Here is an 18,717-nt window from a genome sequence, read left to right as displayed (position 1 = left end):
GCCGGTGCGGGTCTTCCACATCGAGACCGACAGTTTTCGCGAGCTTGCGGCCCTGCCCGAAGCGCTGCCGGAGCGTGGCTTCCTGTGGGTGGGCTATGGCCGGCGCGAGTTCGAAGTGGGCGAGCCGGCCGTGCAGCAGGCACTGGCGCGGTGGGGCTGCGGCAATATCGTCGACCTGCATGTGTCAGATCTGATCAACAACCAGCTGCCCTCGCATTTCGACTACACGTCCTGGTACGACATGCTGGTTTTCCGCCGCCTCGCCGCGGCGCCGGGCAGCCAGGATCTCTTCGTCGATGACGAGCACGGCACGCTGGCCTCGGCGCAGCGAGCACTGCGGGCCATCGACACCAGTCCGGTCGGCTTTGCCGTTTTCGACCGTGTGCTGATCACTGTGCACCCCACCGACTGCCAGGTGCGCGAGTTCTTCGCCCAGAAGCTGGACCGCCTGACTGAAGGCCGCGAGAAGCGCGACGCACGCGGCGGCGCCCGCCTGCCAGCCAGCCCGGCCGACCTGATGCTGCGCATGGTCAACCACATGGTGGACAGCTATCTGGAGCTGCGGCGCCTGCTGACCCGCCAGCTCGGCACGCTGCAGCGCGTGCTGCTGGACCAGAGCAGCGAGTTCGATGACTGGCCGCTGCTGCTGGAGAGCCGCGATGCCCTGCACCGGCTGGAGGACACCTGCGAAGACCAGCGCGCAGCCATCCAGGAGTGGATAGACGCGCTGGACGAATGGCCGGTCGACGGCGACCCGCAGGTGACGCGCGAGCGTGAGCTGCTGCGGGTGCGCTCACGCGACGTGCTGGAGCATGTGGAGCGGGTGCTGACCCATGTGCGCCGGCTGGAGTCCTCGGCCGAGTCGGCCGTGCAGATGCACTTCAGCGCCCTGGGGCATCGCACCAACAGCATCATGCGCACGCTGACGGTACTGACGGCCATCTTCCTGCCGCTGAACCTGATCACCGGCATCTTCGGCATGAATTTCGAATGGATGCCGTTGATCAAGAACGCCAACGGCTTCTGGGATGCCGCCCTGCTGATGCTGGCCGTGGCGCTCGGGCTTTGGTTCCTGTTCCGTCGCAAGCGCTACCTGAGCAGCAGCCGGTAGGTCGACCTCAGCGCAGGCGGCGGCGCGCCACCGTCAGGATGACGCCCAGGCCGCCGAGCAGCAATGCGGCCGTCTCGGGCTCGGGCACGGCTGCCACCGTTGCAAGAACGCTGGAACTTCCGCGCAGGCAGGCCGAACCGCCGGGGCACTCGGACGGATACAGCGGCGCCAGGGCGGAGAAGGAAGAACCGAGCTGCGCATCGGCCGCACCGCCACCGAACAGGGCCGCCACGCCATTGCTGTTGAAGTAGGCGTTGGCCGCGCCGCCGGCCGCCGTGTCCACATCCAGCAGGCCCGTGCTGAAGCCGGTCGGGCTGGCCGTGCCGATGCCCAGGCCGGTGGCGATAAAGGTGTTGCCTGCGGCGTCGACGGCATGGCCCATGAGGGACAGGAAGAGCGTGCCATTGGACGCTTCGGCCAGGTCACCCGCCGAACCCCCGGCGTTGCCGGTCGTGAAGTCGTTGTTGGCGCCAAAGCCGGCATAGACCTTGAGCCAGCCACCGCTGAAGCGCACTTCGCTGGCGCTGATCGACGAGACCGCGTAGCCGCCGAAGACGTACGTCAGCTCGCAGCCCGAGCACAGGCCGGAGACCGCCGCAGAGTTGATGGAATCGATCTTGCCGTAGCCGCTCAGCGTGTCGCCGACGGCCAGTGGCACGTTCTGGTAGGTCTGGGTGACCGCGAAGATCTGGCCCAGCGGGATGTCGACGCCGGCAATCGACACGGCGCCCGCGCTTCCTGCGCAAATCAGCGCGGCGGCGGTCGCAAGGGCGCGGATCGACTTCAGCATGGGAGCCTCCGATGACAGGCGAAGTACAAAAATACTCGCCACCGCCGCCGGTTTCCACAGCGAAATACCCCTAGAAGGGGTTGCAGCCTCAGCCGCGTCGGTAGGGGTCGGAGAAGCCCAGGCCGGTCAGGATTTCTGCCTCGCGCGCTTCCATCGCCTCGGCCTCGTCGTCGGCCTCGTGGTCATAGCCCTGGGCATGCAGGGTGCCGTGCACGAGCATGTGGGCGTAGTGGTCGAGCAGCGGGACGCCCATCTCGGCCGCCTCACGTTCGACGACCTCCGCGCAGATGACCAGGTCGGCGCCGACGACGGGCTCGTGAGCGTAGTCGAAGGTCAGCACATTGGTGGCGTAGTCCTTGCCACGGTACTCGCGGTTCAGTGCCTGCCCTTCCTCGGCGTCGACGATGCGCACGGCGATCTCGCCCGGCAGCTCCAGCGCCGCGCGGATGAATCGCTGCACCTTGTGGCGCGGCAGCAGCGCGCGGTGGCGCGGGTCGGCAAATTGCAGGGACAGGCTCAGCTCTGGTTTCATAGGTCGCGTGCTTCGCGCTTGGCGCGCGCTTCGTAGGCCTCGACGATGCGCGCCACCAGCGGGTGGCGAACGACGTCGGCGCTTGTGAAGCGCGTCATCGCAATGCCCTTGACCCGGGCCAGCACATGCTCGGCGTCGATGAGGCCGGACTGCGTGCCCCGCGGCAGATCGATCTGGCTGGTGTCGCCGGTGACGACGCAGCGGCTGCCGAAGCCGATGCGGGTCAGGAACATCTTCATCTGCTCGGGCGTCGTGTTCTGCGCCTCGTCGAGGATGACGAAGGCGTGGTTGAGCGTACGCCCGCGCATGAAGGCCAGCGGCGCGACCTCGAGCTGGCCCTTCTCGAAGGCCTTGGTCACCCGGTCGAAGCCCAGCAGGTCGTAGAGGGCGTCGTACAGGGGGCGCAGATAGGGGTCGACCTTTTGCGTCAGGTCGCCGGGCAGGAAGCCCAGGCGCTCCCCGGCCTCGACGGCGGGCCGGGTCAGGATGATCCGCTGCACCGTCGAGCGCTCCAACGCGTCCACCGCACACGCCACGGCCAGGAAAGTCTTGCCGGTGCCCGCCGGGCCGAGGCCGAAAGTGATGTCGTGCGACAGGATCTGCTGCAGGTACTGGTGCTGGCGCGGTGTGCGGGCCGACAGGTCGGCGCGGCGGGTACGCAGCACCAGCGCATCGCCGTCGCCCGGACTGGCGGCCGAAACAGGATCTGGCGCCTTGGCCTCGACGAGGGCCAATTGCAGCGTTTCGGCTGACAGCGGCCGCCTGGCGCGCTCGTAAAGTCCTTCGAGCAGGGTCCTGGCGCGCTCGGCAGCTGTCTTGGGCCCGTCGACGCGGAACTCGGCGTCGCGGCGCGAGATCTTCACGCCGATGGCCGCCTCGATCTCACGCAGATGGGTGTCCAGGCTGCCACAGACGCGGGCCAGGCGCGTGTTGTCGACCGGTTCAAGGGTGAAGCGCAGGATCACGATGGGGCTGAAAAGAAGTGGACGGGGATTGTCGCCGGCTCCGTGCAAAGAGGCTGGCCGGCTGGTGCATTCCCGGCCTGCGCAGAACAGGCGCTCACGCACAATGCCGCTCCATGACGTCACCGATTGCGCCGAGGGCCTCCAGGGCTCGGCGCCTGCCTCTTTTTTTGCTGCTTTCAGCCGCCCTGCTCTGCCCGGCCGTAGCGCAGGCTCAAGGCTTCGCCGGGCCGGACTGGACGGCCACCTTGCGCGGCTGGCTTGCTGCCATGCTGGCCCTGATGGCGACCGTCATCGGCCTCGTCTCCAGCCTGCACCACCGCGAACGGCCGGCGAGTTTTCTCATCGGCATGATGCTGAGCTGGGTCGTGCTGCGCGCCGCCGCCGCCCCCAGCGCCGCGGGCTTGCGGCCGCTGCTGCTGACCCTGCTCGTGCTGTGCGGCGTTCAATACCTGCTGCGGCAGATGAACTGGAAACGCAGCTGGATCGACCATGCGCTGTTGATCCAATGCCTCGTTGTGCCGGCCAGCCTGCTGCTCGCGGGTGGCCAGGTCGGCATCCTCGGCTCGGTCTGGCAGGCGGTGTTGAGCCTGGAGCTGGTGGCCGCCATGGGTTGGGCGCTGTGGCTGCGCCGCGAGCGCCTGAAGACGAGCGCCGACGAGGCCCTGTCGCGGGAGTTCGTGCTGATGGCCGCCCTGCTGCTGCCGACCATGGCTGCCCTGGTCGCCGAGCGGTTGCTGGCCGCTGCCAGTGAACCGCTGTGGTCATCCGCCGCACCCTGGCTGAACCTGATGCTGCCGGTGCTGATGCTGGGCCTGGGACTGCAACTGGTGAACAGCGTCGCCCATGCGCGACTGGACGCCGAGAAGCGCATCGCAGCCATCGAGCAGCGCATGTCCGAGCGCATCGCCGAGGTCGAGCGCAGCCACGCCCAGCTCGCCGAGCAAAAGCTCGAGCAGGTCACCGAGCGCGAACGCAAGCGCATCGCCGCCGATCTGCACGACGATCTCGGCGCCAAGCTGCTGACCATCGTGCACACCAGCGAGTCCGACCGTATCTCCACGCTGGCGCGCGAGGCACTGGAGGAGATGCGCCTGTCGGTGCGCGGCCTGACCGGCAAGCCGGTGCATCTCATCGACGCCCTGGGTGACTGGCGCGCGGAGGTCGTTTCACGCCTGGGCCAGGCCAATATCCTGGCCGAATGGAAGTCGCCGGCCGAGGACATCGAGCACACCTTCCAGGCCCGCTCCTACGTGCAGACGACGCGCATCCTGCGCGAGTCGGTGTCCAACATCATCAAACACAGCGGCGCCACCCATGCGACGATTTCCAGCGCGGTACAGGACGGCGATTTCATCCTGACCATCCAGGACAACGGCCAGGGCATTCCGTCCGAACTGGATGGAAGGTTGGACAGAGGCCACGGCATGGCGAGCATGAAATCACGCGCCAAGCAGATGCATGGCCAATGCCTGGTTGAATCCGGCCCTGGGTGGGGTACTGTCATCCGTCTGACGATTCCGCTCTGAATGCCGAGGCTCCCATGAACCACATCCTGCTGCTCGAAGACATCCCGGAGATCCGCGCCTGGCTCAAGGCGCTGGTCAAGCAGGTGTTCGCCAACGCCCAGATCACCGAGTGCTCGCGGGTGCAGGACGCGCTGGCCCTGGTCAATGGCCAGCGCTTCACGCTGGCCCTGCTGGACCTGGGCCTGCCCGACGGTTCGGGCGTCGAGGTCATCGCGGCGCTGCGCGAGAAGCAGCCCGAAGTGCAGTCGGTCATCGTCACCATCCACGACGACGACGAGCATCTCTTCCCTGCCTTGCAGGCCGGTGCCTTCGGCTATCTGTTGAAGGAACAGTCCCGCGAGCTGCTGGTGGAGCAGCTGCAGCGCATGAGCGGCGGCGAGCCGCCGCTGTCGCCGTCCATCGCGCGCAAGGTCATCGCCTACTTCGCGGCTCAGAAAAAGCCCAGTTCGCAGGCGTTGCTGCACGAGGTGTCGCTGACCGACCGCGAGACCGAGGTGCTGCTGCGCGTGGCCAAGGGCTACACGCTGCCGGAGATCGGCGTGCAGCTGGGCCTGAGCCGCCACACCATTGCCGACTATGTGAAGCAGATCTACCGCAAGCTCAATGTGAGCTCGCGTGCCGAGGCGGCGCTGGAAGCTCAACGACTCGGGTTGTTCGGCAGGAACTGATCGCCCTTCGGCCCAGATAATGGGCCGATGATTGGAAGACTGACAGGCGTCATCGCCGAGAAATCACCGCCGCAGGTCGTCATCGACGTGGCGGGCGTGGGCTACGAGGTGGACGTGCCGATGAGCACCTTCTTCAACCTCGGCGGCCTGGGCGAGCGGGCCGTGCTGCTGACCCACCTGACCGTGCGCGAGGACGCGCACCAGCTGTTCGGCTTCCTCACCCACGAAGAGCGCGCCACCTTCCGCCAGCTCATCAAGATCAGTGGCGTCGGGCCGAAGATGGCCCTGGGCTTGTTGTCGGGCCTGTCGGTTTCAGAACTCGCCCAGGCCGTGTCGCGCCAGGATGCGGGTCGGCTGACCAAGGTGCCGGGCATTGGCAAGAAGACGGCCGAGCGGCTGCTGCTGGAGCTGAAGGGCAAGCTCGGCGCCGACCTGGCTCTGCCCGCCGCCGTCACCAACGACACGCAGGCCGACATCCTGCAAGCACTGGTCGCGCTGGGCTACAGCGAGAAAGACGCCGCCGCCGCGCTGAAGGTGCTGCCCCCTGATGTCGGCGTCAGCGACGGCATCAAGCTGGCGTTGAAGAAGCTGACATGAGCATCCAAACGGACAAATTCGGCGACGACTTCCCCCCGGCGCCCCGCGTCGTCAGCGCCGCGCCCGAGTCCAGCCGCGAGGAGGCGATGGAGCGTGCACTGCGGCCCAAGCATCTCGATGACTACGTCGGCCAGGTCAAGGCCCGCGAGCAGTTGGAGATCTTCATCGGCGCAGCCCGCAAGCGCCGCGAGGCGCTGGACCATGTGCTGCTGTTCGGCCCGCCGGGCCTGGGCAAGACGACGCTGTCCCACATCATCGCGGCCGAGCTGGGCGTCAACCTGCGCCAGACCTCCGGGCCGGTGCTCGAGAAGCCCAAGGACCTGGCCGCCATCCTGACCAACCTCGAGAAGAACGACGTCCTCTTCATCGACGAGATCCACCGCCTGAGCCCCGTCGTCGAGGAAATCCTCTACCCGGCGCTGGAGGACTACCAGATCGACATCATGATTGGCGAGGGCCCCGCGGCGCGCTCGATCAAGCTGGACCTGCAGCCGTTCACGCTCGTGGGTGCAACGACGCGCGCCGGCATGCTGACCAACCCGCTGCGCGACCGTTTCGGCATCGTCGCCCGGCTGGAGTTCTATACGCCGGCCGAGTTGCAGCGCATCGTGACGCGGTCCGCCGGCCTGCTGGGCGCGCCCATCGACGCCGACGGCGCGCTGGAGATCGCCCGCCGCTCACGCGGCACGCCGCGCATCGCCAACCGCCTTCTGCGCCGCGTGCGCGACTACGCCGAGGTCAAGGCTGACGGCCGCATCGTTGCCGGCATCGCCGACAGGGCGCTGGCCATGCTCGACGTCGATCCACAGGGCTTCGACCTGATGGACCGCAAGCTGCTGGAAGCCATCGTGCATCGCTTCGATGGTGGTCCGGTCGGTTTGGAGAACGTCGCCGCCGCCATCGGCGAAGAGGCCGGCACCATCGAGGACGTCATCGAGCCCTATCTGATCCAGCAGGGCTTTCTGCAGCGCACGCCCCGCGGCCGCATCGCGACACTGGCGGCCTACCGGCATCTGGGCCTGACGCCACCGGGCGGCAAGACGGCACCCGATCTGTTCGGGGAATGAAAACGGCGCCGCAAGGCGCCAATAAAAAAGCGCCCCGAGGGGCGCTTTCTTCGTTCCGGTCCCGAAGGATCAGAAGTTGTGGCGGATACCAGCAGCCAGCGAGCTGAAGTCCTGACCAGCGACGCCGGTCTGGTAGTTGCCCTTGGACTGGTTGTCGACCTTGGTCCAGAAGCCGTAGACCTTGGTGCGCTTGCTCAGGTTGTAGTTGTAGCCAACCGTCAGCTGCTTGGCGCCGTCGTCGGCCACCATCTTGTCGGCCTTGCCGAAGTTCAGGTGGAACTCGGACTGGCCCATAACGTACATACCGGAAGCGCGCCAGACGTTCCAGTCCTTCTTGCCGACGCCGGCAAAGGTGTTCTCGGCGCGCTGCACATAGCCGCCGATGACGACGGGGCCAAACTCGTACAGGCCGCGGATGGCGATCTGGGTGAAGTCACCCTTCTTTTCGTAGCCGAGGCCGGCATGGGCGGGGCCCATGTCGTAGTTCACAGCGACGTCGAAAGCGCGAGTCGTCGCGTTTTCACCTGCGGCTGCCGAAAGTTCGGCGGAGAAGCCACCAGCGGTCGGGGTGAAGTAGGAGACCTTATTGTTCGTGTAGAACTGGGTCGCGTACAGCGCATCGGCCGAGGTGCCCGTGTCGTGGTTGTGATTGCTGACGTAGTCGGCAGTCGCGAAATACGAGCCCGGGAACCACTTGCCGAGGCGGATGCCACCGAAGCCACCTTCCAGCTGAACCCAGGAAGCGCGGTTCCAGAAAGTCGTGCCGCCAGTAGCCGCACCGGTGTCGCTGTTCAGGCCGTGTTCCAGCGAGAAGGAAGCCTTCAGGCCGCCGCCGAGGTCTTCGCTGCCCTTGAGGCCCAGGCGCGACGAGTTGTTTTGCACAACGACCTTGCGGTCTTGCGAGCCGAACTTCTGGCTTTCGACGGTGGTGTTGATGCGGCCCCACAGGGTCACGCTTTGTGCGAAAGCCGGCGCGGCGGCGGTGGCGGCCAGAGCGGCGACGAGTGCAATCTTCTTCATCGTTTTGCCTTTGTAGAGAGGTTGGGCGGGGCCATGGGCCCTGCCTTGAAGGACCAGTGGCGGCCAGTATAGGAGCGGCTTTTGCCGCGCCCGACCGCAGCGACGCGTGGATGCAACAGTGGGCCTAGGGACCTTGAAAAGCCCGCCCTGCCTGCATCAAGCCGCGATGTCGTCGGCGCTCAGCCCGGCCAAGTGGCGGTCGTCGTTCCAGCCGATCAGCGTGAATCCTTCGGCTGTTGCCAGCAATCGGTTGATGGTGGCATTGCCCAGCTGCCAGCTGCGCGGCGCGTCCAGGGCGGACCGGGTCGCAGCCCTGTAGAGGCAGTCCAGCACGCCGCCATGGGCGACGAGCGCAATGCTCTGCCCCGGGTGGGCCGCGGCGGCGCGGCGGGCCGCAGCGACGCAGCGCGCGCTAAAGACGGTCAGGCTCTCGCCGCCGCCGACGGCGAAATCGGGCTCACGACGCCGCCATCGGGCGGCATCCTCGGGATAACCCCTATCAATCTCTTCCCAGCTCAACCCCTCGAACCGGCCGAAGGCGCGCTCGCGCAGGGCAGCGTCGAAGTGGATGGCCAGGCCTTGGACGCCGGCCACGGCCTCGGCGGTCTGGCGGGCACGGCTGAGATCACTGGAATAGATGGCCGCCAACGGCTCGTCGGCCATGGCCTCGGCCAGGCGCTGAGCCTGGGCCAGACCCAGCGGGCTCAAGGGGATGTCGGTATGCCCCTGGATTCGCGTGGCGCGGTTCCAGGCAGTCTCGCCGTGGCGGATCAGGATCAGTCGAGTGACTTCTTCCATCACAACTAGACACCCCAGACGACGTCGGCCTTTTCCTTCATGCTGCGCTGCATCAACTCGTGCAGCGGCCAGGCGCGCTGGCGCAGGGACACGCCCTGGCGGCGCGGCACGGCCTCGCCGGCGGCCTTGGCTTCGTCGACGCTGCGCTGGAATTGCGCCTCATCGGCCGCCACGCCGGCTTCCAGCGCCTGGATCAGGCCCGGCAGTGCAGCCACTTCGAGGATGCCTTGTTGGGCGGGTTCGCGCCCCATCAGGCGCAGCACGGCATCGGCCGAATCGGCCATCATGATGACGTCGGCGCCAGCCTTGGATTTGAAGCGGTAGAGCATGGCGGCATTGTGCGCGTGTACTTGCGCGGGCCGAGCGCCGGGCCGCTCCCAAGCCGGCCCGCCTTGGGCGAGGGGTGCCGTCTCAGGCGCTGGCCAACCCCAGCCAGCCGGACACAGGCGAGTCGACAACATGGCGGCGCGGGCGCACGCGCTGCTCGAATTCGTCGGGCGGCAGCGGCCTGGCAAACAGATAGCCCTGGAACTCGTGGCACCCGGCCTGGGCCAGGAAGTCGCGCTGGGCCTCAGTCTCGACACCTTCGGCGATGACTTGCAGGCCCAGGGCCCGGCCCATCTGCACGATGGCGTTGGCGATGCCGACATCGCTGGCGTCGCTGGGCAGGCCCTGCACAAAGCTGCGGTCGATCTTCAGGCGCTGGATGGGAAAGCGCTTGAGATAGCCCAGGGAGGAGTAGCCGGTGCCGAAGTCGTCGATGGACAGCGTGACGCCCAGGGCCGCCAGCGCGCGCATGCGCTTGAGAGCCTCCTCGGCATCACCGAGCAGCACGCCCTCGGTCAATTCGAGCTCGAGCAGGCTGGCCGGCAGCGTGGCCTCGCGCAGGACTGCAGCCACCGTCTCGACGAAATGGGCCTGCTGGAACTGCAGGGCCGACACGTTGACGGCGACCGGCATGCGCAGGCCGCGGCCCAACCAGTAGGCGGCCTGGCCGACGGCCTCGCGCAGCACCCACTCGCCGATGGCGACAACAAAGCCACTCTCCTCGGCCAGGGGGATGAATTCGGCGGGCGAAATGTCGCCACGCTGGGGGTCTCGCCAGCGGATCAGCGCCTCGGCACCGATGACGCGGTCGCTGCCCAGCTCGACCTGGGGTTGATAGTGGAGCCGAAAGCGCCCCTCGGCCAGGGCCTGGCGCATGTCGTGGTCCAGGCGCATGCGCGACAGCAGGTCGACTTCCTTGCGCGGCACGTGGAAGCGAAAGCCCGCGCGGCCGCTTTCCTTGACCCAGTGCATGGCGCGTTCGGCGCTGGCCATCAGCTCGTCGGGCGAACTGCCGTCGCCGGGGTGCAGGGCGATGCCGCAACTGGCCGTGACGGTGAAGCTCAACGTGTCGAAGCTGAAGGGCTGGGCCAGCAGTTGCTGCACATGGCGGGCGGCGGCCTCGGCCTCGAACATTTGGGCACCGTCGATCAGCAGCGCGAATTCATCGCCGCCCAGTCGGGCCAAGGTGTCATTGGCACCGACGGCGCCGCGCAGACGCTCGACGACCTCGCGCAGCACGCGGTCGCCATAGCTGTGGCCCAGGGTGTCGTTGATCTGCTTGAAACGGTCCAGGTCGAGATGCAGCAGCGCAAAAGTGGGAGATTCAGCAGGCGCCGGTTGGCCAGTCTCGACGGCGGCCATCTGCTGCACGATGCGGTCGGCCAGCGCGCGGCGGTTGGGCGCGCCGGTCAGCACGTCGGAACGGCCAAGCTCCTCGATGCGCTGGTGCGCAGCCAGCTTCTCGCTCAGGTCGCGGAATGAAAAGACCCGGCCGATGGGCTCGCCGCGACTCATCTGCGGCAGCGAGACCTGCTCCAGCACGCGGCCATCGGCCAGGCGCAGCATGTCGCTGGAGCGCATCAGCGGCGCGTCCAGCAGTGACTCGATGCGCAGGCGGTACTGCTCGCCGTCGCGCATGACACGCTGCAGGCTCAGCCACAGGCCGGCGTCGCCGGGCTCATGCAGCAGCCCGCCGGGCAGGCCCCAGAGCTTGGCAAAGCGGCGGTTGAAACTGCGCACGCGGCCACCCAGGTCGACGACGAGGATGCCGTCGGCGGTGGACTCCAGCGTCGCGCGCAGTTCGGCCAGCAGGGTCTCGCGCTCGGCCTCGGCGCGCCGGCGCCGGGTCTGGTCGTGCAGCAGCACCAGCCAGTAGCGCCCGCCGTCGGGCGTGTGGACGGGGCTGATGCTGCGGCTGACCCAGCGCGGCTGGCCGTCGCTGTGAGTCAGCACCGTGTCGGAGCGGATTCGGGCGAAAGGATCGCGGGCGGCACCCTGCCAGAAGGCCTCGTCCTCCAGCGAGCCGCACAACAGGGCCGGCGGCTGGCCCAGCGCCCGTTCGGGCTTGAGACCGAGCAGGCGCAACGCGGCGCGGTTGACGGCGTTGACGGTCAGACTTTCACCATCCACCAGCCAGGCCGGCTCGGGCAGGCCTTCCAGCAGCGCACCGATCACGGACGGCGCCTCCGAGACGCGGGGCAAGGCTGAGTTCGCCTCGCGGCCGGCGTTCACGCGGCCAACTCCCCTGGTCCCGTACTCGCGGCGTCGAAGAAGTAGGCGATGCGCGCCCGGGGGCTGAGGTAGTCGAGCGAGGCTCGCGGCAGGAACTGGGGCTTGAGGCTGCGCCGGATGCCGAGGTCGGGCATCTCTTCGAGGTTGAGGATCAGCGCCTCTTCCTTGACCACCTTGACGTCATGGACCATGACGCGAGGCTTCAGCGGACGCGCCGAATTGACCGAAACGACCAGCGCATAGCGGTCATCGGTGAGCTGCACGGTGGAACCCGGCGGGTAGACACCCATCATGCGGATGAAGGCGTTCAGCATGGTCGCGTCGAAGCGATTGCGGCCCTGCGCAAACATCAGCGACAGCGCCTCGTGGGGCGTCATCGCCTTGGACGTGATCAGCGGATTGCACAAGCCATCAAAGCGGTTGACCAGCGCAACGATGCGCGCGCCGGTGCTCATGCGGTCCATGTTGATCTTTTGCGGGAAGCCGCTGCCGTCGGCATGCTCATGATGCTGGGCAACGATGAGCAGCGGGCCGGGTGCCAGGCCCATGGTCTGGGCGATGGCCACGCCCTTGACGACGTGCTGCTGGTAGGCCTGGGTCTCGGCCGCCGTGAAGCTTTCGTCGCGGTGGCGCAGGCGTGCAGCGACCTCGAGCTTGCCGACGTCGTGCAGCAGCGAGCCGACGCCCAGGTCCATCATCTCGTCGCGACCGAGGCCGAAAGCGCGGCCGAGCAGCAGGGCAATGATGCAGACGTTCAGCGCGTGGGCCGTGCTGCGGTCGCCGGCAGCTTCATTGAGCAGCCGCATATTGAGATCACCCTCGACCAGCATCTTGTCGAGCAGTGCGGCGGTCAGGCTCTCGGCCTGGGTACGGGCGGCATGGGGGTCGGGCTGGACCAGGTCCATGACACCGCGAAAGCCTTTGGCCGCCTCGCCGTACTGCTCCTCGCACAGACGCAGGGCCTCGCGTTGGGCGGCCAGAGCGCGGCGGTGGGCTTCGCGAGCCAGATCTTCAGGGCTGGGTTGCGAGGGGGCGGAACTGTCGCTTGCAGCACTGACGTCGCCGGCATCCGCAGCCACGGCGTCCTCGGACGACTGCAGGTCCAGGTCGCTCTTGGCGGGGCTCCAGCGCACCTGGGTCAAGCCAAGGCGGCGCAGGATCAGCAACTGATCGCTGGAGGCGATCTTGAAGCTCGACAAGGGGAAGGGATGCGACATCCAGCCGAGATCCAGATGAATGAACATCCCGACCGCCAACTGGCTGACATCGATCAGTGGATCGCTTGTTCTATCCTGCATTCGCTCAAAACCCGTGCGCCGGGCACCCTCGACCCGGCCCGAGCTCCGGCAGCCCTGCCGCAGTGCTCGAACCGGTCTCCTGTCATACGTCAAATCGGCCGATCGCGCCCGCTACCGGCTGGGAAAAGTACCGGCGGGGCGCAAGTCGGAGCTTAGCRCCTGAACGTGACCGATTTCCCGCCGCTTAGTCGGGGCAAACGCGGAGGAATGCATGACCGGCGGCCTGAGTGAGGCCGCGTCGAAGCCCCTCTCACCGTCGGGCGTGATGGAGGGCAACGAAGTCGCGATACCAGTGGGCGCTGTCCTTGAGCAGGCGCCGCTGGGTCTCGTAGTCGACGTGGACGAGACCGAAGCGCTTGTCGTAGCCGGAGTTCCACTCGAAGTTGTCGAGCAGGCTCCAGTAGAAATAGCCGCGCACATCGGCGCCCAGGCTCATGGCGGTGGACAACGCCTGGAGGTGGGCCGACAGGTAGGCGATGCGCTCCTTGTCGGGTACCCGGCCGTCGACGACGCGGTCGGCATTGGCCATGCCGTTCTCGGTGATGAACATCGGCGGCGGGTTGTACTCGCGCGCCAGGCGCACCAGGTGCTGGGCGAAGACCTCGGGCACGATCTCCCAGCCCATGTCGGTGAAGCCGCGCTTGCCCGGGCCCGGGACGGTCTTGCCGTCCGCGCCGAAGAGGCTGCGCGTGTAGAAATTGATGCCGAGGAAGTCCAGCGGCTGGCGGATGCGGTCCAAGTCGCCGGCTTCGACCCGTGGGGCGTCGGCACCGACGTATTCAACAGCGTCGGCCGGGTAGGCACCGCGGAAGATCGGGTCCATGTACCAGCGCACGTTGAGCCCGTCGTCGATGCGGGCGGCGCGGCGGTCGGCCTCGTTGGGCGTGGCGGGGAAGGACGGCGTGTGGTTGAGGACGATGCCGAGCTTGGTCTTGGTGACCGCGCGCATCGCGGCGATGGCTTCGCCATGGGACAACATCAGGTGGTGGGCCACCTGCAGGCTCTCGGCACGGCTGGTGCGGCCAGGCGCGAACTGTGCGGTCTCGTAGCCCAGGGTCGCCGTGCACCAGGGCTCGTTGTGCGTCGCGATGCTGGCGAGGCGGTCGCCGAAGCGGCGCGCGATCTCGGCGCCGTAGTCGGCGAAGCGGCTGACGATGCCGCGCGACAGCCAGCCACCGATGCTTTCGTCCAGGGCCTGCGGAAGGTCCCAGTGATAGAGGGTGCCGTGGGGCTGGATGCCGGCTTCGAGCAGGGCGTCGATGAGACGGTCATAGAAGGCGAAGCCGGCCTCGTTCCAGGCGCCCTCGCCCAGCGGCTGCACGCGCGGCCAGCTGAAACTGAAGCGGTAGCAGTCCAGGCCCAGACCCTTCATCAGCGCGACGTCGTCGCGGAAGCGGTGGTAGTGGTCGCAGGCGACGTCGATGTTGGACGCATCCTTGATGCGACCCGGCTGGCGGCAGAAATGGTCCCAGATGGAGGCGGCCTTGCCGTCCTCGAAGGCGGCGCCCTCGATCTGCGCGGCGCTGGTGGCGACGCCCCAGAGAAAGCCGGGCGGGAAGGACTGGGCGAGTGCGGCGGGGTCGATGCGGTCGAGGTTGGCGAGGCTCATGGCGGAGAGGCAGGGCAAAAAGCTGAGCAAGACGGCGGTGGCGCCGCGACGACGGAGCGAAGACGGGTCAGGAGGGCGGAACGGCCGAATCCGCGGGGCAGCGGCAGCGCTTCATGACGTCTCCTGTATTGTTTGAATTGGGCGTACCGCTACCAGGCCGACCGCTTTGATGGCGGCGAGCGTCGGACCATCAAGCAGCTCGGGCAAACAGGTTTGAAGCGACACCTGCCCCCGTGGCGTCGTCATCTTGCCCGACAAATGACAACGCTGTCAATACACGCTGTTAGCGGTAACGGCAGCGCTGCGCCGGGCAGATCAAAGCAGGAGGGCCGAGGCGAAAGCGCGCCGGTTCAGCGGGCGCGCGTGGAGTCCCGCACGACAAGTTCGTGCCGCAGCACCTTGTGCAGGTCGGCCTCGTCGGCCGGCCCCGCTGAGGCGTCGGGCCGCTGACCTGCGACCAGCATTTCCACCGCCGTGCGTGCCATCTCGGCGACCGGCTGGCGCACGGTGGTCAGCGGCGGCCACACCAGGGCGGCGGTCGGCGAATCGTCGAAGCCAGCCACCGACAGGTCGTTGGGCACTGGCAGGCCCAGGCGTTGGGCAGCAGCCAACACGCCCAGCGCCATGTCGTCATTGCTGGCGAACACGGCAGTCGGCCGCTGGCGGCGGCTGAGCAATTGATGGGCCGCGTCGCGGCCGCTCTCAAAAGTGAAGGCGCCGGGCTGGATCAGTTCGGGGTCGGGCTCCAGGCCATGCGCGCGCAGCGCGTTGACGAAGCCCTGGTAGCGCGCCGCGCTGGCCGACTGGTCCGGCGGCCCCTTGATGAAGGCGATGCGCTGGTGGCCCAGGCTGAGCAGCAGATTGGTGATCTCTTCGGCCGCATGCACATCGTCCATGCGCACCGAAGGCACCCCACGCAGGTCGCGCTCGGGCGACATCAGCACGCAGGGCGTGCCGTTCTCGCGCAGCGCGGCGAGCACCTCGGGGTTGTCGCACAGCGGCGGCGTCAGGATCATGCCGTCGGGGCGCAGTGCCATCACCATGCGGTCGATCTGCTGGCGCAGGTCGGGCGCATCGTTGTGAAGTGACTCGACAACGAGGTGATACCCCAGCTCGCGGCATCGCACCGTGGCGCCTTGCTGCACGCTGCCGACGAAGATCGCGCTGGGGTCGTAATAGAGCAGGCCGATCAGGAAGGACCGTCCACCTGCGAGGCTGCGCGCCGACTGCTTGGGCCGGTAGCGCAGCGCCTCCACCACCTTGAGCACCTGATCCCGGGTGCTTTCATGCACGCCGGGCTCATGGTTGAGCACGCGCGATACCGTCTTGATCGACACGCCCGCCTCGCGGGCAACGTCGACGATGGTGGGGGTGGTACCGCGCGGGGTCATGGAGCCCCTCGTCCAAGGATTACCTTGGCCGGTACCCCGAGGGGACGGCGATGCTTGCCGGATTGACCGGCAAGCACATCGCCAGCGCGGGCCGGCTCGGGAGCGGCCCAGCGCCCGGCCCGGAAATCATCCGAGAGGGGTTCCATGCGACTGCTCTACTTACTTCTTCTTGGCCTTGGCGGCCGGCTTGGCGGCGGGCTTGGCAGCGGCCTTCTTGGCTGCAGCCTTGGGGTCCACGGCGGCCTTGAAGCCAGCGCCGGCGGTGAACTTGGGCAGCTTGGCGGCGGCGATCTTGATCTTGGCGCCGGTGCTGGGGTTCACGCCGTTGCGGGCAGCACGTGCGTGCTGCTTGAAGGAGCCGAAGCCCGGGATCGACACCGCACCACCCTTTTTGACGGTGGTGACGATGGCGTCCAGCAGGGTCTCGAGGACGCGGCCGGCTTCAGCCTTGCTCAGCTCGTGCTTGGCGGCCAGGTGTTCGATCAGATCGGTCTTGTTCATGCGGGGGGTCTCGTCCAAAAACGCGCCCGAACGGCTCGGGCGGGCGCGATTGTGGCTTATCGCGAGAGGCATACAGTCTCGGCAGAGTCCCGTATCCATCGTTGATGTCAGCCCACGTGCACTTTTCCTCTTTGCTCGATGCCCTGCCCCAGCAAGTGTGGAAGGCCGACGCGCAGGGCCGGCTGCTGTGGATGAACGCGCGCCTGGCCGAGGCGCTGAACCGCCCCGCCCTGCCGGCTGCCCTCGTCAACTGGTTGCACGAGGAGGACCGCAGCGCCTTCTCGGCTCAGTGGGCGGCGGCGCAGCGCAGCGGCCGCTTCGAGATGGAGTACCGCCTGGGCAACCAGTGGGTGCTGGCCCAGGCCCAGCGCCTGCCGGACTCGCCGCTTTGGCTGGGCACGCACACCGACATCGCCGCGCGCCGCACGGTCGAGGCGCGGCTGCGCGAGGCGGACGAGGTCTGGAAACTGGCGCTTGAGTGCAGCGGCGACGGCGTCTGGGATTGGCATGTGCAGGCCGGGATCGAATACTTCTCCGAGCGCTATCTGCGCCTCTATGGCTTCGAGCCGGGCGACGTCGACGCGACACCGGAGGCCTTCGACGCGCGCACCCATCCCGACGACCTGGCGCAGATGGACAAGGACCGCGAGGACCATTTCGCCGGCCGCACGCCGCTCTACCGCAACGAACACCGCGTGCTGGCCAAGGACGGCAGCTGGAAATGGATCCTGAGCCGCGGCATGGTCATCGCGCGGGACACGGCCGGCCGGCCGTTGCGCATGGTCGGCACGCACACCGACATCACCGATCGCAAGCGCCAGGAGGCGCTGGTCTGGCAGCAGGCGCGTGTCGACACGCTGACCGGCCTGCCCAACCGCCGTTCGCTGCGCGAACGCATCGAGCGGGCGCTGGCCCTGCGCGCGCTGCGCGGCGACGAGCTCGCCGTGATGTTCGTCGACCTCGATCATTTCAAGGAGGTCAACGACTCCCTGGGCCATGACGTCGGTGACGCGCTGCTGGTGCAGGTGGCGGGGCGGCTGCAGGAGCACATGCCCCCGGGCGGCGTGGTCGCGCGCATGGGTGGCGACGAGTTCACCGTGCTGCTGGCGACGGATCAGGCGGTGCTCGCGGCCGAGCGCGTCGGGCACGATTTGCTGGAAGCCTTGTCCGAAGCCTTCGAGGTCGCCGGCGAGCGGGTCTATGTATCGGCCAGCATCGGTGTCAGCCTGGCGCCCCGCGATGGCGTCGAGATCGAGGCCCTGTTCAAGCACGCTGATCTGGCGCTGTATGAAGCCAAGGGCGCGGGCCGCAACCGCATGAGCCTGTTCACGCCGGCCCTGCACGAGGCCGCGCAACGGCGCGCCCGGCTGGTGGCCGAGTTGCGCGAGGCGCTGCGGTTGTCGCAATTCAGCCTGGTCTATCAGCCCATCCTGTCGCTGCAAGACCCGACCGCGCCGCCGCGCAAGGCTGAGGCGCTGCTGCGCTGGTCCCACCCCCAACTGGGTGACGTCAGCCCGGCCCAGTTCATCCCGATCGCGGAGACCAGCGGCTTCATCGTCGACATCGGCGACTGGGTCTTTCGTGAGGCCGCAGCCCAGGTGCTGGCCTGGCGCACGGCGGGGCACGAGGGCTTCCAGATCAGCGTCAACAAGTCGCCGGTGCAATTTCTCGGCGAGCGCAGCCACCGTGTGCAGCCGGACTGGGTCACGCATCTGCGCGGCCTGGGATTGCCAGGTGACGCGCTGGCGGTGGAGATCACCGAAGGGCTGCTGCTGGAGCGCGATGAAGCGGTGGCCGAGCGGCTGCGGGCGCTGCGCGAGGCAGGGTTGGCGATCTCGCTGGACGACTTCGGCACCGGCTATTCATCGCTGAGCTATCTGCAGCATCACGACATCGACACGGTCAAGATCGATCGCAGCTTTGTCGCCGGGCTGGAGAACGGCGGCAAGGCGCTGGCGCTGTGCCGGGCCATCGTGACGATGGCGCATGAGCTGGGGATGGAAGTCGTCGCCGAAGGGGTGGAGACCGAGGCGCAGATGGTGGCGCTCAGGGAGATGGGGTGTGATTGGGGGCAGGGGTGGTGGTTTGGGAAGGGAGTGCCGGCGCGGGAGTTTGAGGAGCGGTGGTTTGGCGCCACCACAGCGGGCTCGGTTGCCGCCACCACTCGCTAAGGCGCCCATCGAGGGCACCTCAGCGGGGACTCGGTCACCTCCGGCGACCCCGGCGGACGGCAACGCGCCAGAGGCGCGAAGCCTTCGTCGAGGCGTCGGACAAGCCGCAGGGCT

At 67.7% G+C, this 18,717-nt stretch carries 17 protein-coding genes; 6 read left to right on the top strand and 11 right to left on the bottom strand.

Going from position 1 to position 18,717, the window contains the following annotated elements; translation table 11 throughout:
* Positions 1–4 precede the first annotated feature (4 nt).
* On the top strand, positions 5–1,111 hold the full coding sequence (locus AC1DW0_RS25650; RefSeq protein ID WP_056194347.1) for a magnesium transporter CorA family protein: 1,107 nt from the start codon (positions 5–7) through the stop codon (positions 1,109–1,111).
* 7 nt (positions 1,112–1,118) lie between these two features.
* Here AC1DW0_RS25650 and AC1DW0_RS25645 read toward each other — a convergent pair whose 3' ends face one another.
* From AC1DW0_RS25645 to AC1DW0_RS25635, 3 genes are all read right to left on the bottom strand, one after another.
* Positions 1,119–1,901, bottom strand: coding sequence for a PEP-CTERM sorting domain-containing protein (locus tag AC1DW0_RS25645; RefSeq protein WP_056194351.1), 783 nt, complete (start codon positions 1,899–1,901; stop codon positions 1,119–1,121).
* Between the two features lie 88 nt (positions 1,902–1,989).
* Positions 1,990–2,433 carry an rRNA maturation RNase YbeY gene (gene ybeY, locus AC1DW0_RS25640; protein ID WP_457325632.1) on the bottom strand — a complete coding sequence of 148 codons (444 nt, stop codon included), beginning with the start codon at positions 2,431–2,433 and terminating at the stop codon, positions 1,990–1,992.
* Positions 2,430–3,398, bottom strand: a complete 969-nt coding sequence (locus AC1DW0_RS25635; protein ID WP_056194356.1) for a PhoH family protein — start codon at positions 3,396–3,398, stop codon at positions 2,430–2,432. Before AC1DW0_RS25635 ends, ybeY begins: the two co-directional genes overlap by 4 nt.
* A gap of 113 nt (positions 3,399–3,511) precedes the next feature.
* Here AC1DW0_RS25635 and AC1DW0_RS25630 point away from each other — a divergent pair, with 113 nt between their 5' ends.
* Genes AC1DW0_RS25630 through ruvB form a run of 4 tightly spaced genes read left to right on the top strand, consistent with a single transcriptional unit; the run spans position 3,512 to position 7,256 of the window.
* Positions 3,512–4,924 (top strand): sensor histidine kinase, encoded by a 1,413-nt coding sequence (locus AC1DW0_RS25630; protein WP_477948817.1) that lies wholly within the window; start codon positions 3,512–3,514, stop codon positions 4,922–4,924.
* Positions 4,925–4,938: 14 nt separating this feature from the next.
* Positions 4,939–5,592 (top strand): response regulator, encoded by a 654-nt coding sequence (locus AC1DW0_RS25625; protein ID WP_056194361.1) that lies wholly within the window; start codon positions 4,939–4,941, stop codon positions 5,590–5,592.
* 27 nt (positions 5,593–5,619) lie between these two features.
* Positions 5,620–6,189, top strand: a complete 570-nt coding sequence (gene ruvA, locus AC1DW0_RS25620; RefSeq protein ID WP_056194363.1) for a Holliday junction branch migration protein RuvA — start codon at positions 5,620–5,622, stop codon at positions 6,187–6,189.
* Entirely contained in the window at positions 6,186–7,256 is a 1,071-nt protein-coding gene (gene ruvB, locus AC1DW0_RS25615; protein ID WP_477948815.1) for a Holliday junction branch migration DNA helicase RuvB, read from the top strand. Before ruvA ends, ruvB begins: the two co-directional genes overlap by 4 nt.
* Positions 7,257–7,325: 69 nt before the next feature.
* Here the strand turns inward: ruvB and AC1DW0_RS25610 are convergent, their stop codons facing one another.
* The 8 genes from AC1DW0_RS25610 to AC1DW0_RS25575 all read right to left on the bottom strand — a co-directional run bounded on the left by AC1DW0_RS25610 (position 7,326) and on the right by AC1DW0_RS25575 (position 16,432).
* Positions 7,326–8,276: a porin gene (locus AC1DW0_RS25610; RefSeq protein ID WP_056194369.1), complete on the bottom strand. Its 951-nt coding sequence runs from the start codon at positions 8,274–8,276 to the stop codon at positions 7,326–7,328.
* Positions 8,277–8,432: 156 nt separating this feature from the next.
* Entirely contained in the window at positions 8,433–9,074 is a 642-nt protein-coding gene (locus AC1DW0_RS25605; protein ID WP_056194488.1) for a histidine phosphatase family protein, read from the bottom strand.
* A 5-nt stretch (positions 9,075–9,079) separates the two neighbouring features.
* Positions 9,080–9,403, bottom strand: a complete 324-nt coding sequence (locus AC1DW0_RS25600; protein ID WP_056194372.1) for a DUF1840 domain-containing protein — start codon at positions 9,401–9,403, stop codon at positions 9,080–9,082.
* Positions 9,404–9,485: 82 nt separating this feature from the next.
* Positions 9,486–11,603 (bottom strand): putative bifunctional diguanylate cyclase/phosphodiesterase, encoded by a 2,118-nt coding sequence (locus tag AC1DW0_RS25595; protein WP_082532505.1) that lies wholly within the window; start codon positions 11,601–11,603, stop codon positions 9,486–9,488.
* Between the two features lie 26 nt (positions 11,604–11,629).
* Positions 11,630–12,931 carry an HD-GYP domain-containing protein gene (locus AC1DW0_RS25590; RefSeq protein ID WP_457323898.1) on the bottom strand — a complete coding sequence of 434 codons (1,302 nt, stop codon included), beginning with the start codon at positions 12,929–12,931 and terminating at the stop codon, positions 11,630–11,632.
* A gap of 250 nt (positions 12,932–13,181) precedes the next feature.
* Positions 13,182–14,540, bottom strand: a complete 1,359-nt coding sequence (locus tag AC1DW0_RS25585) for a GH1 family beta-glucosidase (RefSeq protein ID WP_457391384.1) — start codon at positions 14,538–14,540, stop codon at positions 13,182–13,184.
* Positions 14,541–14,890: 350 nt separating this feature from the next.
* Positions 14,891–15,931 (bottom strand): LacI family DNA-binding transcriptional regulator, encoded by a 1,041-nt coding sequence (locus AC1DW0_RS25580; RefSeq protein WP_056194380.1) that lies wholly within the window; start codon positions 15,929–15,931, stop codon positions 14,891–14,893.
* A 159-nt stretch (positions 15,932–16,090) separates the two neighbouring features.
* Positions 16,091–16,432 (bottom strand): HU family DNA-binding protein, encoded by a 342-nt coding sequence (locus AC1DW0_RS25575; protein ID WP_056194383.1) that lies wholly within the window; start codon positions 16,430–16,432, stop codon positions 16,091–16,093.
* 104 nt (positions 16,433–16,536) lie between these two features.
* Between AC1DW0_RS25575 and AC1DW0_RS25570 the strand changes: the two genes are divergently transcribed.
* Positions 16,537–18,603 carry a putative bifunctional diguanylate cyclase/phosphodiesterase gene (locus tag AC1DW0_RS25570; protein ID WP_477948811.1) on the top strand — a complete coding sequence of 689 codons (2,067 nt, stop codon included), beginning with the start codon at positions 16,537–16,539 and terminating at the stop codon, positions 18,601–18,603.
* Positions 18,604–18,717 lie beyond the last annotated feature (114 nt).

This window comes from Roseateles sp. P4_D2 (assembly GCF_056401875.1).
This window is presented reverse-complemented; position numbering and strand designations above follow the sequence as displayed.

Excerpts from the sequence above, each read along its gene's own strand:
- AC1DW0_RS25585 (WP_457391384.1), bottom strand. The coding sequence starts at position 14,540 with ATGAGCCTCGCCAACCTCGACCGCATCGACCCCGCCGCACTCGCCCAG.
- AC1DW0_RS25645 (WP_056194351.1), bottom strand. The coding sequence starts at position 1,901 with ATGCTGAAGTCGATCCGCGCCCTTGCGACCGCCGCCGCGCTGATTTGC.
- ruvA (WP_056194363.1), top strand. The coding sequence starts at position 5,620 with ATGATTGGAAGACTGACAGGCGTCATCGCCGAGAAATCACCGCCGCAG.
- ruvB (WP_477948815.1), top strand. The coding sequence starts at position 6,186 with ATGAGCATCCAAACGGACAAATTCGGCGACGACTTCCCCCCGGCGCCC.
- AC1DW0_RS25625 (WP_056194361.1), top strand. The coding sequence starts at position 4,939 with ATGAACCACATCCTGCTGCTCGAAGACATCCCGGAGATCCGCGCCTGG.
- AC1DW0_RS25575 (WP_056194383.1), bottom strand. The coding sequence starts at position 16,432 with ATGAACAAGACCGATCTGATCGAACACCTGGCCGCCAAGCACGAGCTG.
- AC1DW0_RS25600 (WP_056194372.1), bottom strand. The coding sequence starts at position 9,403 with ATGCTCTACCGCTTCAAATCCAAGGCTGGCGCCGACGTCATCATGATG.
- AC1DW0_RS25580 (WP_056194380.1), bottom strand. The coding sequence starts at position 15,931 with ATGACCCCGCGCGGTACCACCCCCACCATCGTCGACGTTGCCCGCGAG.
- ybeY (WP_457325632.1), bottom strand. The coding sequence starts at position 2,433 with ATGAAACCAGAGCTGAGCCTGTCCCTGCAATTTGCCGACCCGCGCCAC.
- AC1DW0_RS25570 (WP_477948811.1), top strand. The coding sequence starts at position 16,537 with ATGTCAGCCCACGTGCACTTTTCCTCTTTGCTCGATGCCCTGCCCCAG.
- AC1DW0_RS25610 (WP_056194369.1), bottom strand. The coding sequence starts at position 8,276 with ATGAAGAAGATTGCACTCGTCGCCGCTCTGGCCGCCACCGCCGCCGCG.
- AC1DW0_RS25590 (WP_457323898.1), bottom strand. The coding sequence starts at position 12,931 with ATGCAGGATAGAACAAGCGATCCACTGATCGATGTCAGCCAGTTGGCG.
- AC1DW0_RS25605 (WP_056194488.1), bottom strand. The coding sequence starts at position 9,074 with ATGGAAGAAGTCACTCGACTGATCCTGATCCGCCACGGCGAGACTGCC.
- AC1DW0_RS25630 (WP_477948817.1), top strand. The coding sequence starts at position 3,512 with ATGACGTCACCGATTGCGCCGAGGGCCTCCAGGGCTCGGCGCCTGCCT.